The sequence below is a fragment of the Rhizobiales bacterium NRL2 genome, assembly GCA_001664005.1.
Classification (GTDB): Bacteria; Pseudomonadota; Alphaproteobacteria; order Minwuiales; family Minwuiaceae; genus Minwuia.
The window spans coordinates 1,233,571-1,246,453 of record CP016093.1 but is presented as its reverse complement, the minus strand read 5'-3'; the positions used below and the strand labels follow the sequence as shown (position 1 = coordinate 1,246,453).

General features: G+C 69.1%; 12 protein-coding genes. 5 read left to right on the top strand and 7 right to left on the bottom strand.

Annotated elements, in window-relative coordinates:
• The first annotated feature begins 80 nt into the window (after nt 1-80).
• Together TEF_05735 and TEF_05730 are read left to right on the top strand one after the other, a co-directional pair.
• On the top strand, nt 81-767 hold the full coding sequence (locus TEF_05735; GenBank protein ANK83304.1) for a DNA-binding response regulator: 687 nt from the start codon (nt 81-83) through the stop codon (nt 765-767).
• A gap of 68 nt (nt 768-835) precedes the next feature.
• A complete protein-coding gene (locus TEF_05730) occupies nt 836-2,299 on the top strand; it encodes a cobyric acid synthase CobQ (GenBank protein ANK80345.1) in 1,464 nt (487 codons plus the stop codon).
• 4 nt (nt 2,300-2,303) lie between these two features.
• On the opposite strand, the gene TEF_05725 is transcribed toward TEF_05730, so the two are convergent.
• From TEF_05725 to TEF_05710, 4 genes are read right to left on the bottom strand one after another with little or no spacing between them, the layout of a single operon-like run.
• A complete protein-coding gene (locus tag TEF_05725) occupies nt 2,304-3,188 on the bottom strand; it encodes a hypothetical protein (protein ANK80344.1) in 885 nt (294 codons plus the stop codon).
• Between the two features lie 12 nt (nt 3,189-3,200).
• A complete protein-coding gene (locus tag TEF_05720; protein ID ANK80343.1) occupies nt 3,201-4,472 on the bottom strand; it encodes a hypothetical protein in 1,272 nt (423 codons plus the stop codon).
• Between the two features lie 2 nt (nt 4,473-4,474).
• Complete coding sequence (locus TEF_05715; protein ANK80342.1) at nt 4,475-5,581, bottom strand: 3-dehydroquinate synthase; 1,107 nt, start codon at nt 5,579-5,581, stop codon at nt 4,475-4,477.
• On the bottom strand, nt 5,578-6,132 hold the full coding sequence (locus TEF_05710; protein ANK80341.1) for a shikimate kinase: 555 nt from the start codon (nt 6,130-6,132) through the stop codon (nt 5,578-5,580). Before TEF_05710 ends, TEF_05715 begins: the two co-directional genes overlap by 4 nt.
• Nucleotides 6,133-6,427: 295 nt before the next feature.
• On the opposite strand from TEF_05710, the gene TEF_05705 reads away from it, so the two are divergent.
• Genes TEF_05705 through TEF_05695 form a run of 3 tightly spaced genes read left to right on the top strand, consistent with a single transcriptional unit; the run spans nt 6,428 to nt 10,055 of the window.
• A complete protein-coding gene (locus TEF_05705) occupies nt 6,428-8,110 on the top strand; it encodes a hypothetical protein (GenBank protein ANK80340.1) in 1,683 nt (560 codons plus the stop codon).
• A 52-nt stretch (nt 8,111-8,162) separates the two neighbouring features.
• Nucleotides 8,163-9,032: a recombinase XerD gene (locus tag TEF_05700; protein ANK83303.1), complete on the top strand. Its 870-nt coding sequence runs from the start codon at nt 8,163-8,165 to the stop codon at nt 9,030-9,032.
• A gap of 45 nt (nt 9,033-9,077) precedes the next feature.
• Entirely contained in the window at nt 9,078-10,055 is a 978-nt protein-coding gene (locus TEF_05695; protein ID ANK80339.1) for a malyl-CoA lyase, read from the top strand.
• 122 nt (nt 10,056-10,177) lie between these two features.
• Here TEF_05695 and TEF_05690 read toward each other — a convergent pair whose 3' ends face one another.
• The 3 genes from TEF_05690 to TEF_05680 form a co-directional block, all read right to left on the bottom strand.
• Nucleotides 10,178-11,851 carry a gamma-glutamyltransferase gene (locus TEF_05690; protein ID ANK80338.1) on the bottom strand — a complete coding sequence of 558 codons (1,674 nt, stop codon included), beginning with the start codon at nt 11,849-11,851 and terminating at the stop codon, nt 10,178-10,180.
• Between the two features lie 307 nt (nt 11,852-12,158).
• Nucleotides 12,159-12,488 (bottom strand): hypothetical protein, encoded by a 330-nt coding sequence (locus tag TEF_05685; protein ID ANK80337.1) that lies wholly within the window; start codon nt 12,486-12,488, stop codon nt 12,159-12,161.
• A gap of 4 nt (nt 12,489-12,492) precedes the next feature.
• Complete coding sequence (locus tag TEF_05680; protein ID ANK80336.1) at nt 12,493-12,792, bottom strand: hypothetical protein; 300 nt, start codon at nt 12,790-12,792, stop codon at nt 12,493-12,495.
• Between the last annotated feature and the right edge of the window lie 91 nt (nt 12,793-12,883).

Below are 12,883 nucleotides of genomic sequence, written 5' to 3'. Positions count from 1 at the left end.
AACAGGTTGAACGGCGTGTTTGCCGATCAGATTTGTCTCATGTCTCGAGAATTGATTTGACACTGAGGGGTTGGACCATGATGGGTGGCAAGAGGATCCTGCTGATCGACGACGACGAGGCTCTGCGCACGACGCTGGCCGAACAGCTGGGCCTGCACGAGGAATTCGAGACGCGCGAGGCCAGTTCCGGCCAGGCCGGGATCGAAATGACGCGGCAGGAGCATTTCGACCTGATCCTGCTGGATGTGGGCCTGCCGGACACGGACGGGCGCGAGGTCTGCCGGGCATTGCGCAAGAACGGTTTCAAGATGCCCATCATCATGCTCACGGGCGCGGATTCGGACGCCGAGGAAATCCTGGGGCTGGAATCGGGCGCCAACGACTACATCACCAAGCCGTTCAAGGTCGGCGTGCTTCTGGCCCGGATCCGCGGACAGCTCCGCCAGCACGAGCAGAGCGAAGACGCCGTCTTCACCATCGGTCCCTACAGCTTCCGGCCCGCCCAGAAGATGATGGTCCACAAGCAGTCGGAGAAGAAGGTCCGGCTGACCGAGAAGGAAACCTCGATCCTGAAATACCTGTTCCGCGCGGGCGAGAAGGCGGTCGGGCGGGATATCCTGCTGCACGAGGTCTGGGGCTACAACGCCGGAGTGACGACCCACACGCTGGAAACCCACATCTACCGCCTGCGCCAGAAGATCGAGCCGTTGCCGTCCGAGGCGCAGATCCTGGTGACCGAACCCGGCGGCTACAAGCTGGTGCCCTGACGAAACGCTTTCCCCGACGCGCCGCAACGGCTATCGCCTGAGCCGGATTGGTTCGGGAGGGCGCAAACATGGCCAGTGCCGCCATCATGCTGCAGGGTACCGGCTCCAGCGTCGGCAAGTCGATGCTGGTGGCCGGCCTGTGCCGGCTGTTCGCCGACCGTGGCCTCACGGTCCGGCCCTTCAAGCCGCAGAACATGTCCAACAACGCCGCCGCGACCGCCGACGGCGGCGAAATCGGGCGCGCCCAGGCGACCCAGGCGCTGGCCTGCCGCGTCCAACCGACCGTGCACATGAATCCCGTGCTGCTGAAGCCCGAGAGCGAGACCGGCGCGCAGGTCGTCGTCCAGGGCCGGCGGCTGACGACCGCGCGCGCGCGCGGCTACGCGAAGCTGAAGCCGCAATTGCTGGAGAAGGTGCTGGAGAGCTTCCGCCTGCTGTCGGCCGAGGCTGACCTGGTGATCGTCGAGGGCGCCGGCAGCACCGCTGAGGTCAATCTCCGCGCCGGCGACATCGCCAACATGGGCTTCGCCGAGACCGCCGACATCCCGGTCGTCCTGGCCGGTGACATCGACCGCGGCGGGGTGATCGCGCAGATCGTCGGCACGCACGCGCTGATTCCGGAGGCCGAACGGGCGCGCATCCGCGGCTTCCTGGTCAACAAGTTCCGTGGCGATCCCAGCCTGTTCGACGACGGCCGCGACCTGATCGCCCGGCGCACCGGCTGGCCCGCGCTGGGCGTGGTGCCGTGGTTCGCCCATGCCGACCGGCTGCCTGCAGAGGACGCGATGGAGCTGGCCGGGCGTCCGCGCCGGCGCGAGGGCGCCTTCCGGATCGCCGTGCCCGCCTTCAGCCGTATCGCCAATTTCGACGACCTCGATCCGCTGGCCGCGGAGCCGGGGGTCGACCTGGAGATCGTCGCCGCCGGCCGCGCCCTGCCCGGCGATGCGGACCTGATCCTGCTGCCCGGCTGCAAGTCGACCACCGGCGAACTGCGCCATCTGCGCGCCCAGGGCTGGGATATCGATATCCTGGCCCATGCGCGGCGGGGCGGGCGCGTGCTGGGCCTCTGCGGCGGCTATCAGATGCTGGGCCGCACCGTCGCCGACCCCGAGGGCGTCGAGGGTCCGGCCGAGACGGTGAAGGGGCTCGGCCTGCTGGACGTGGCGACGGTTATGACGGCGGAGAAACGCACCGTCCCGGTGGCGGGCAGCCACCCGGCGAGCGGCGCGGCGGTCTCGGGCTACGAGATCCATATCGGACGCACCGAAGGTCCCGACCGGTCGCGGCCCTGGCTGGAGGTCGAAGGCCACCCGGAAGGCGCGGCCAGCGCGGACGGCCGCGTGCTCGGCAGCTACGTCCACGGACTGTTCGGCGACGACGGTTTCCGACGGGCCTTCCTCGCGGGCCTCGGCGCCGAAGCGGACAACACGCTGGTCCACGCCAGCCTGGTGGAACAGACGCTCGACGAACTCGCCGCGCATCTGGAGGCGCATCTCGACATCGGTGCGATCGCCCGTATCGCCGGACTGTAGGCTCCTACAGGCGTCCCATGGCGAACAGCAGCAGGAACGGCATGGTCAGGAAGGAGACGGCGGTGGAGATCAGCACCGAGCCCGCCACCGCGCCGGGACGCTGATCGTAGGCCGCCGCGAACAGGTAGTTGAAGACCGCGACCGGCATCGCCGACTGGATCAGGATGACCCCGCGCGCCGCGCCTTCCAGCGACAGCAGTTCGGCCACCCCAAACCCGATGCACAGCCCGACCGACAGGCGCAGCACGGCCACGATCGCGCCGTCGCGCAGGCTCCGCACCTCCAGCGAGGCGAGCGAGACGCCCAGCGCGATCAGCATCAGCGGGATGGCGATGCCGCCCAGAACCTGCAGCGTATTGTCCAGCCAGTCTGGCGGCGTCCAGCCCGTCAGCAGGATGACGAAGCCCGCAATGCTGGCGTGCACCACCGGCGTGCGCAGGATCGTCCGGAAGGACAGCCGGCCCGAGACGATGGCGATGCCGAAGGTGAAATGCCAGGCCGCGACCACGGCGAAACAGGCGATGGCCAGCGCCAGCCCCTCCTGGCCGAAGGCGAACAGGCAGAGCGGCAGGCCCATATTGCCGGCGTTGGACATCATCACCGGCGTCAGGAACGCCTTGAGCGACATGCGGAAGAGAAGCAGAAACGCAGCGCCTGCGAGGGCGAAGCCGGCCAGCGTCAACGCCGTGGCGAGCGCCATCCGGGAGACCGCTTCCGGCGTCACCTCCAGACCGGCGAGAGTCGCCAGGATGAGCGCCGGCGTGCTGACATTGGTGGCGATGGCCGTCACAGTGCGCGTATCGAAGGGCAGGCGCAGCCGGCCCCAGGCGAAGCCGATCCCGGCGATCAGGAAGACAGGCGCGATGATGGCAGCGAGTTCGGCGGTCAAGCGCGGCGGCCGCTATTCTTCGCTCTCGGGCGGGGTGATCCTGAGACGGTTGATGCGGTTGCGGCGGCGTTCCAGCACCTCGAAGGTGAAGCCGTGGAAGCGGAATATCTGGCCCTTGTCGGGAAGCGCCTGCGCTTCGTAGACGACCAGTCCGGCGATGGTCGTCGCCTCCTCGTCGGGCAGATTCCAGTCGAAGCGCCGGTTGAGATCGCGGATGGTGACCGAACCCTCGATCTCGTAGGTGCCGTCGGGCAGCGGCTTGATGCCGGCCGTGACCGGATCGTGCTCGTCGGAGATGTCGCCGACGATTTCTTCCAGAATGTCCTCCAGGGTCACGATGCCCTGCAGCGAACCGTATTCGTCGATGACGAGGGCAAAATGCGCGTGACGGCGCCGGAAGGCGTTGAGTTGCTCGCGCAGGGTCGTCGTTTCGGGCACGAACCAGGGCTCCCGGGCTATCTCGTCGATGTCGAGCTTCGATGGATCGCCGTCGTTCTTCACCAGTTCCCGGGCCAGATCCCTGGCGTGGAGGACGCCGACAATCTCCTCCCGCTCGCCGCGCCACAGCGGAATGCGGGTGTGGTTGCTGGCCAGCGCATCGGCGACGATCTGCTCGGGCGGGTTGTCGGCGTTCAGCGTCACGACCCGGCGGCGGTGCATCATCACCTCGGAGACGTCGACGTCGTCGAGTTCCAGGATGGAACCCAGCATGTCCTTGGCGGTCTTGCGAACCGTGCCCTCGCGGGCGTGCAGTTCGATCGTGCCCTTCAGTTCGTCCTCGACCGAGATGTCGTTGTCGGCCAGCCGATGCGCGCCCAAGGCGCGCAGCGTCAGGCGCACCACGAACTGGACCGCATAGACCGCCGGCGAAAGCATCCGGACCAGGAAATCGATGGCGGGTGCGACGGCCAGCGCGAAGCCGTCCGGGTTGCGGATGGCGTAGGTCTTGGGCAGCACCTCGGAGAAGATCAGCACCAGCAGGGTCATGACGATGGTCGCCACCGCCACCGCGGCGTCGCCCACCAGCACGATCAGCACGCTGGTCGCCAGCGAGGACGCCAGGATGTTGACCAGGTTGTTGCCGAGCAGGATGGAGCCGATCAGGTTCTCCTTCTGCTCGACCAGCCTGCTGACCCGGACCGCGCGCTTGTTCCCCAGCCGTCCGAGATGATGCATGCGCGCCCGCGATGCCGCGGTCAGGGCCGTCTCGGAACCCGAAAAGAACCCCGACAGCACGAGCAGCAGCACGATCGCCGCGATGGAGATGATGATTTGCCAGTCCATGGTCAGGCAACCTCGCTGGAGAGATAGGCGCTGACCGCGGGGGCTTCCACGTCACGGGTGACGAAGGCCTCGCCGATGCCCCGCACCAGCACGAATGTCAGACGGCCGTCGCGGACCTTCTTGTCCTGCGCCATGTGATGCAGCAGCCGTTCCGCCGGCGCGCCGTCCAGCCCCCGGTCGGCCGGACGGGTGGGCAGGCCGACGGCGGTGAAATGGCGGCGCACGCGCTCGACGTCCTGCCCGTGGCAGAACCCGAGCCGCGCCGACAGTTCGAAGGCCTGGACCATGCCGATGGCCACGGCCTCGCCGTGCAGGATGGTGCCGTCAAAGCCGCCCTCGGCCTCCAGCGCGTGGCCGAAGGTGTGGCCGAGATTGAGCAGGGCCCGCTCGCCGCTTTCGCGCTCGTCGGCGGCGACGATCCGGGCCTTGGCCTGGCAGCTCCGGGCCACGGCCTCGATCCGCGCCGCCCGGTCGCCGTCGACGATGGCGGGTCCGTTGACCTCCAGCCAGTCGAAGAAGTCACGGTCGCCCAGCAGCCCGTACTTGACCACCTCGGCGTAGCCGGCCAGCACTTCGCGGGGCGGCAGCGTATCCAGCGCCGCGACGTCCGCCAGCACCAGCCGGGGCTGGTGGAAGGCGCCGATCAGGTTCTTGCCCTGGGGGACGTTGACGGCGGTCTTGCCGCCGACCGAACTGTCGACCTGGGCCAGCAGCGTCGTCGGCGCCTGGATGAAGTCGACTCCGCGACGCAGGATCGAAGCGGCGAAACCGGCCAGATCGCCGATGACGCCGCCGCCCAGGGCCAGGATCATGTCGTCGCGGCCGACGCGCCGGTCGATCAGGGCGCCGCAGAGATGTTCCAGTTCGGCGAAGGACTTGGTCGCCTCGCCCGGTGGCAGCACAATGGCGGCGGTCTCAATCCCGGACCGGACGCAGGATGCTTCGACCGTACCCAGATGGGCGTCCGCGACGTTCCGGTCGGTGACGATGACGACGCGCGGCCGGGACAGGACCGCCTTCATAGCGTCGCCGGCCCCGGCGAGCAGCCCGGCGCCGATGGCGATGTCGTAGCTCCGGGCCCCGAGATCCACCCGCACGGTCCGGGTCATGGCTGATCGGCTCCGATGACCTGCATGATTCGCTCGACCACCAGGTCGTGGGCGTCGCCGCCGCTTTCCACGGTGAAATCCGCCTCGGCATAGACCGGGTAGCGCTCTTCCATCAGGCGGCCCAGCGTCTCGCGCGCGCTGCTTCCCTTCAGCAGCGGCCGGTCGGCGCGCCGCGCGCAACGCCGGACCAGCGTATCCAGATCGGCCTTGAGCCAGATCGAGCGGGCGCGGTCGCGAATCATCCGCCGGGTCTCGGGATGCATGAAGGCGCCGCCGCCGGTGGCGATGATGATGCCGTCCTGATCCAGCAGCCGCGCCAGCACGCGGCGTTCGCCATCGCGGAAATGCGCCTCGCCGAAGCGCTCGAAGATCTCCGGAATGGACATGCCGGCGGCGCGCTCGATCTCGTCGTCGGCGTCCACGAACCGACGCGACAGCCGCTGCGCGAGGCGGCGGCCCACGGTGCTCTTGCCCGCGCCCATCAGTCCGACGAGCACCAGCGAAGGCTCCCGCGTCTGTTCCGGCATCGGCGCCGCGCCCGCATTGGGCATCGACAAGCTTCCTTTCTCCCGCCGGCCAGTGCGCGGATTTGAATGCGCCACACATGGCCGATAGACTTTTCGCGTCCGCTTCATATTCTACAGGTTGCCGTACGCCGGCAATCTCGGACGGCGAGGCCGGACTGGTAAACCCGTTGTCGTAGCTCAGGGAAATTCCGCCGAACCATGCGCCGCTTTCTACTCATCATTGTCGTCCTTGTCGTGGCGCTTGTCGCCGGCGGCGCGATTTTCGTCGCGACCTGGGACATCCCGCCGCCCACCAAGGAAGTCCGCAAGGTGGTGCCCAATGACCGTTTCTCGCGCTAGGGCCGGCCTCGGCCTGGCCGCCGCCGCGGCCATCCTGCTGGCCGTCGCCGGCGCAGCCGCGCAGAACCCCCCGCGCAGCCTGGTGCCGGACGCCGCCCCGTCGGAGCGTCCCGGTCCCGTCAGGGAGTCGGACGTCCGCGTCGACCGTCTGGAGGCGCCCGGACGCGCGTCCGTCGGGCTGCTCGGCCCCGGCGAAAGCGGCCTGCCGGAGGATCTCTGGAACGGCGCCGACCGCGCAACCGTTGCGGCGCTGCTGCGCCGTCTGCCGCCCTATTACCGCTCGGCCACAGCACGGGATCTGGCGCGGCGGCTCCTGCTGTCGACAGGCCGCATGCCGGCTGGCGGGATATCCGACGCGGAACTGCTGGCCCTCAGGATGGAGCATCTGCTGACCATGGGCCAGGCGCAGAGCGTCGTGGCCCTGGCCGAGGCGGCCGGCGGCGGCATCTCCGAACCGGAGGTGGCGGAAATTCTGGCGGAAGCGCAGTTCGCACTGGGCGAGGCCGACAGCGCCTGCGACACCGTTCAGGCGACCGTCCGCGCCGGCGGCAGCGGTTACTGGCAACGGGCTTCCGTCTTCTGCGACCTGCGGGCCGGCCGCCGCGCCGACGCAGAACTGATGCGTTCGCTGATCGCCGAATCCGGCAACCCGGACCCGATCTTCCGCGACCTGGCCGACGCCGTCGCTGACGAGACCCCCGTCACCGTCGAGGCGGACCCGTCGATGCGTGCGCTGCACCTGGCGATGCTTCAGGCCGCGCCCTCGGCGACCCTGACCCGGGCGGGGAACCTGCCGCCCTATCTGGCCGCCATCGTCGCGTCGGGCTCGGGACACGATCCGGCAACGCGGATTGCGGCCGGCGAACGGGCGGTCGCCCATGCGGGGCTGGCGCCGTCGGTCGTGATGCTGGTCTACGACATGGAGGGCGCCGCCGATTCGCCCAGCCCCTATCGCGAGCCCGTGGTCTCGGCGATGGTCACGCAGGAGGTGGCAGGCCGCGCCGAGGCGCTGAACGAACTCTGGAGCCGCGCCGCCGAATCCGGCGAGCACGACCTGGCCGCCGGCTACGCCCGGGGCATTCTCGAGCGCCTCGAGCCCGGTTCCGCCATCGCCTTCCTGGCGCCGGCGGCGATCCGCATGTCGCTGCTGAACGGCGGCTACGAGCGCGCGGAGGCCTGGACGCACATCCTCGGCCGCGGCGCCAGCGGCGGCGGCAGCGACCTGGTCCAGGCCAACACGGCCTTCCTCCCGCTGGCGCAGGTGGCCGGGCTGACCGGCACCGACACGCGCAAGCTTCGCGTGTGGTGGTCGGTGACCGGCGACCAGCCGCAAGGGAGGACGCGCGCGCTCAGGGTGCTGATGACGCTGGACGCGCTGGGCCAGCCAGCCGATGCGGACCTGTGGGCCGACCTCCTCGCCGAGGACATGGAAACTGTCGCAGGTGTCGACGAACCAGCGCTCTGGCGGCAACTCGTCATGGCCTCCGGCACCGGTTCGACCGGTGAAGCCCTGTTGGCGGCGCTTGCGCTGACCGGGGCCGACAGCGCCGGCAATCTGGATCCCGTCACCCTGTCGACCATTGCCGGCGTCCTGCGCCGCGCCGGTCTGCAGGCGGAAGCGAGGCAACTCGCAATCGAGGCGGTCATTGCCCAGGGAGACTGAGGTCCCCGCACCGCGGCCGGACGATGCCCGGCTGATCGAGCTGTTTCTCGACATGATGACGGCCGAACGCAACGCCGCAGCCAATACCATCGCCGCCTACCGCCGCGATCTGGACGGGCTCGCCGGCTGGCTCGCCGGGCGCGGGCGCGCCATCGCGGACGCGGACACGGAGGCGCTCCGGGCCTGGCTCGGTCATCTCTCGCGTCAGGGTCTGGCGGCGGCGACCCAGGCCCGCCGCACCTCCTCGGCGCGCCGGCTCTACGCCTTCCTGCTGGCCGAGGGGCTGCGAGCCGACAATCCGGCCCTCGCCCTCGATGCGCCGAAGCGCGGCCGCCCTCTGCCGAAGACGCTCTCGGTGGACGAGATCGGCGCGCTGATCGCTGCGGCCCGCGCCCGGCGCGACCATCGCGGCGTGCGCCTGATCTGCCTGATCGAGATTCTCTACGCCGCCGGGCTGCGGGTCAGCGAACTGCTCACCCTGCCCCATCCGACGCTCAGCGGCGACGGCCGCTTCCTGATGGTGCGCGGCAAGGGCGGCAAGGAGCGGCTGGCGCCCATGAGCCCGGAGGCGCTGGCGGCGCTGGCGGATTATCACGCGGTCCGCGCCCGCTTCCTGACGGCCGGCCGGCCGTCGGACTGGCTGTTTCCGTCGCGCGGCGCGGCGGGCCACCTGACCCGCCAGCACTTCGCGCTGGAACTGAAGAAGCTGGCCGGGACGGCCGGCATCCGTCCCGCGCGCGTCTCTCCGCACGTGCTGCGCCATGCCTTCGCCAGCCACCTGCTGGCCGGCGGCGCAGACCTGCGAAGCCTCCAGAAACTGCTCGGCCACGCGGACATCTCGACCACGCAGATTTATACACACGTGCAGGATGAGCGTCTGACGGACCTCGTCAGGGGCGCGCATCCGCTTGCCCGGCGCTGAGCCACGGTCTATAGCCGGGAGAACTTTCTTCCAGGGGGAATTGCGATGAGCTTCAAGATCGTCGAACAGACCACGCCGCGCCTGAATCGCTGCGAGCTTTCCGTGCCCGGCTCCTCGCCGCAGATGTTCGAAAAGGCCGCAAAGTCCGATGCGGACGTCATCTTTCTCGATCTGGAAGACGCGGTCGCGCCCGACGACAAGCCGCAGGCGCGCAAGAACATCATCGAGGGGCTCAACGACATCGACTGGGGCAACAAGACGATGTCGTTGCGCATCAACGGCCTCGACACCCATTACATGTACCGCGATGTCGTCGACGTGCTGGAGCAGACCGGCGAGCGGCTCGACCTGATCATGATCCCGAAGGCCGGCACCGCCTCCGACATCTACGCCGTCGACATGCTGGTCACCCAGATCGAGGCCGCCAAGGGCCGCAAGAAGCGCATCGGCTTCGAGATGATCATCGAGACCGCGCTTGGCATGGCCAATGTCGACGAGATCGCCGCCGCCAGCCCGCGCAACGAATCGCTGCATTTCGGCGTCGCCGACTACGCCGCCTCCACCAAGGCGCGCACCACCTCCATCGGCGGTCCGAACCCGAACTATGGCGTGCTGACCGACGCCGACGACGCCGGCAAGCGCGACTATCACTGGGGCGACATGTGGCACTACGCCATCGCCCGCATGGTGGTCGCCGCCCGCGCCAACGGTCTCCGGCCGATCGACGGCCCCTTCGGCGACTTCTCCGACCCGGACGGCTACCGCGCCCAGGCGCAGCGCGCCGCGATCCTGGGCTGCGAGGGCAAGTGGGCGATCCATCCCAAGCAGATCGGCATCGCCAACGAGGTCTTCACCCCCGCCGAGAAGGAAGTCGAGAAGGCCCGCCGCATCCTCGCCGCCATGGAGCAGGCGCAGAAGGAAGGCCGCGGCGCCGTGGCCCTCGACGGCAAGCTGATCGACATCGCCTCGATCAAGCAGGCCGAGGCCATGGTCAAGCAGGCGGAGCTGATCTCCGGCGGCTGACGGCCGCCCGAACTCGAGACGATCCCCCTCCCTTTCCCTCCCCCTTGCCAAGGGGGAGGGTGGATCCGCGCAGCTGATCCGGGTGGGGGATTTTCGCTTTCAGACGGACCCGCGCTGCGCCCCTACTCCGTGCCCAGCACGACACCCTCGCGGCGGGGATCGGCGCCGCCGCGCCAGACCCCGTCGACATGCTCGATCCCGTGCAGGCCGCTGTTGAGGCCACGCACGTTCACCACGTGGCCCATGGCCTCCAGCGCGCGCCGCATGTCTTCGACTTCCGCCACATCTTCCAGGTCGGTTGCCCCGTTGCGGTTGACGAAGTTGGGCAGGTCGATCGCCTGCTGCACCGTCAGGCCAAGATCGAGCACGCCGATCAGGGTCCGGGCCACATAGCCGATGATGCGGCTGCCGCCCGGCGAGCCGATGGCCAGGCGGAAGCCTCCTTCCCGATCCAGCACGATGGTCGGCGACATGGAGCTGCGCGGGCGCTTGCCGGGCTCCACGCGGTTGGCGACAGCCAGCCCCTCCGCGTCGTCGGGCGCGAAGGAGAAATCCGTGAGCTGGTTGTTGAGCAGGAAGCCGCGCACGAAGATGCGCGAGCCGAAGGCGTTCTCCACCGACGACGTCATGGAAACCACGTTGCCCGCTGCATCCGCGATGACGAAGTGAGTCGTCGCAGGCTGCGTCAGATCATCGCCGTCGCGCAGTCCCCGCTGCCGGGGCAGGCCGGGCTCCGCCTCGCCCGAGGCCACCGTCGCATCGATCTCCGCGGCGCGGCGGGCGAGGTAGTCGGGATCGAGCAGTTCGGCCACGGGAACATCGACCACATCGCTGTCGGCCAGGAACCGCGCCCGGTCAGCATAGGCGCGCTTCTCCGCCTCGGCGACCAGATGGACCAGCACAGGCGCGGGACCGGCGCTGCCAAGGTCGAATCGGCTGAGCATGCCGAGGATCTGCGCGACCGCGACGCCGCCCGAGGTCGGCGGCGGCATGCCGCAGACCCGGTGCGAGCGATAGCCGATGCAGACGGGCGGCCGCCGCTTCGCCGCGTAACCGGCCAGATCCGCTTCGCTCAACAGCCCCGGATTCTCCGCATGGCCACGAACCGCGGCGACGATGTCCGCCGCGACCGGGCCCTCGTGCAGGGCGTCGGCTCCGCCCTCGGCGACAAGCGACAGCGTCTCGGCCAGCGCCGGGTTCCGCAGTATGTGGCCGACAGGCCAGGCCGCGCCGTCTGCATCGTAGAAGTACGGCGCAGCGCTGGGCGAGGCCTTGAGATAGCGGTCGCGATCCAGCAGGTAATGCAGCCTGGGCGTCACGTCGAAACCGTCGCGCGACAGGCGGATGGCGTCTTCGAACAGCCGCGCCCATTCGAGCCTGCCGTGATCCGCGTGCGCCAGCTCGAGCATGCGCAGCACGCCGGGCGCGCCGACCGCGCGGCCGCCGACCACCGCTTCGAAGAAGCCCAGGGGCGTGCCGTCGTCGTTCAGGAAAAGGGCCTCCGTGGCCGCCGCCGGCGCGGTTTCGCGGCCGTCATAGGCGTCCAGCCGGCCCTCCCCAGCATGCCAGTGCAGCATGAAGGCGCCGCCCCCGATGCCCGATGACTGCGGCTCGACCAGGGTCAGCACCGCCTGCACGGCGATCGCCGCATCCACCGCCGAGCCGCCGTCACGCAGCACCGCCATGCCGGCTTCGGCCGCCAGCGGGTGCGCCGCAGCCACCATGGGCGGACGCGTCTCCGCCCGCGCCGAGACGGAAATCAGCAGGATGAAGATGAGAGCGAGCAGTCTGATCATGGAATGGCGTCCCCCGTGGCCTCTTCACGTCCAGGAAAACCATATAGGGCGACGAAACGCCGTCGCCGCGGGACAAGAAGCCCGCTCAGGCGTGGCTCGGGCGGCCCCGCGAAAGCCGTCGACATATGCAAGCACCTCTGTGGCCTGGCTAACCAGGTGGGCGCCGTTGTATCCGGGACCACGGCCCCGGACAGTGACAGCTCCCTAGAGGACTTCATTGGCCCAGGGGCTTCGCTGGTCTGACGAACCCCGCAGTGGTCCGCCCGAGCCGTCAATGTAGTACGAATCGCGGAAAGTGCGAGTGATCTCAGCCGGTGGAGGAAAAAGATTCCATGCGCTCGGCCAGCGCCTCCAGCCGATCCGCGATCTCCCGGGCCCGGCCGTCATTGGCGCCGCCGTCCGATCCGCCGCCGGCGCGCGCGGTGTCCAGCTCCTCATAGGCGGTCGCCAGTTCGTCCGCGATCATCAGCGCGGTCATCATCATCAGCCGCGCGTCCGGCACCTTCATGCCGCCGTCGACCAGTTCGGTGGCGCGCTTGTCGACGAAGGCCGCGAGTTGCCGGACACGATCCTCCTCGCCCTCGCCGCAGCCGATGACATGGTCCCGGCCATTGATGGAAACGGTCACGTGCGGCATCGGCTCATCCCTTCACGATCAGGGAAAGCTGTTCCAGCGCGCGATCCACCTGTCCGGCCATGCGCGCGGCCTCCCGTCGGAGCCGCTCAACCACGGCCTCGCGCTCCGCCAGACGGTCCCGCAATTCGGCATTGTCGCCCTTCAGCGCTTCGACCTCCGCGGCCAGTTGCGCACGCGCGTCGCCGTCGGATGATTCTGCGGCTGTTCGACGCACAACGTCCGCCGCGCCGGCCTGTTCCAGACGCTCGATGGCTGAGGCAATGCGCTCCCACGGGTCCGAATTCCGGGGCCTGAGGTCATTCATGGACAATTATCATCGGTCCTGCATGGCGTTAGCCGCCGCTGCTAACACGTTACCATAGAAACAAGCCTGATTTGCCGTCAACAAGCTCCCG

Bases quoted from the DNA above. Each gene is read 5' to 3' on its own strand.
- TEF_05735 (ANK83304.1), top strand. From the start codon at position 81: ATGGGTGGCAAGAGGATCCTGCTGATCGACGACGACGAGGCTCTGCGC.
- TEF_05730 (ANK80345.1), top strand. From the start codon at position 836: ATGGCCAGTGCCGCCATCATGCTGCAGGGTACCGGCTCCAGCGTCGGC.
- TEF_05720 (ANK80343.1), bottom strand. From the start codon at position 4,472: ATGGACTGGCAAATCATCATCTCCATCGCGGCGATCGTGCTGCTGCTC.
- TEF_05715 (ANK80342.1), bottom strand. From the start codon at position 5,581: ATGACCCGGACCGTGCGGGTGGATCTCGGGGCCCGGAGCTACGACATC.
- TEF_05710 (ANK80341.1), bottom strand. From the start codon at position 6,132: ATGCCCAATGCGGGCGCGGCGCCGATGCCGGAACAGACGCGGGAGCCT.
- TEF_05705 (ANK80340.1), top strand. From the start codon at position 6,428: ATGACCGTTTCTCGCGCTAGGGCCGGCCTCGGCCTGGCCGCCGCCGCG.
- TEF_05700 (ANK83303.1), top strand. From the start codon at position 8,163: ATGATGACGGCCGAACGCAACGCCGCAGCCAATACCATCGCCGCCTAC.
- TEF_05695 (ANK80339.1), top strand. From the start codon at position 9,078: ATGAGCTTCAAGATCGTCGAACAGACCACGCCGCGCCTGAATCGCTGC.
- TEF_05690 (ANK80338.1), bottom strand. From the start codon at position 11,851: ATGATCAGACTGCTCGCTCTCATCTTCATCCTGCTGATTTCCGTCTCG.
- TEF_05685 (ANK80337.1), bottom strand. From the start codon at position 12,488: ATGCCGCACGTGACCGTTTCCATCAATGGCCGGGACCATGTCATCGGC.
- TEF_05680 (ANK80336.1), bottom strand. From the start codon at position 12,792: ATGAATGACCTCAGGCCCCGGAATTCGGACCCGTGGGAGCGCATTGCC.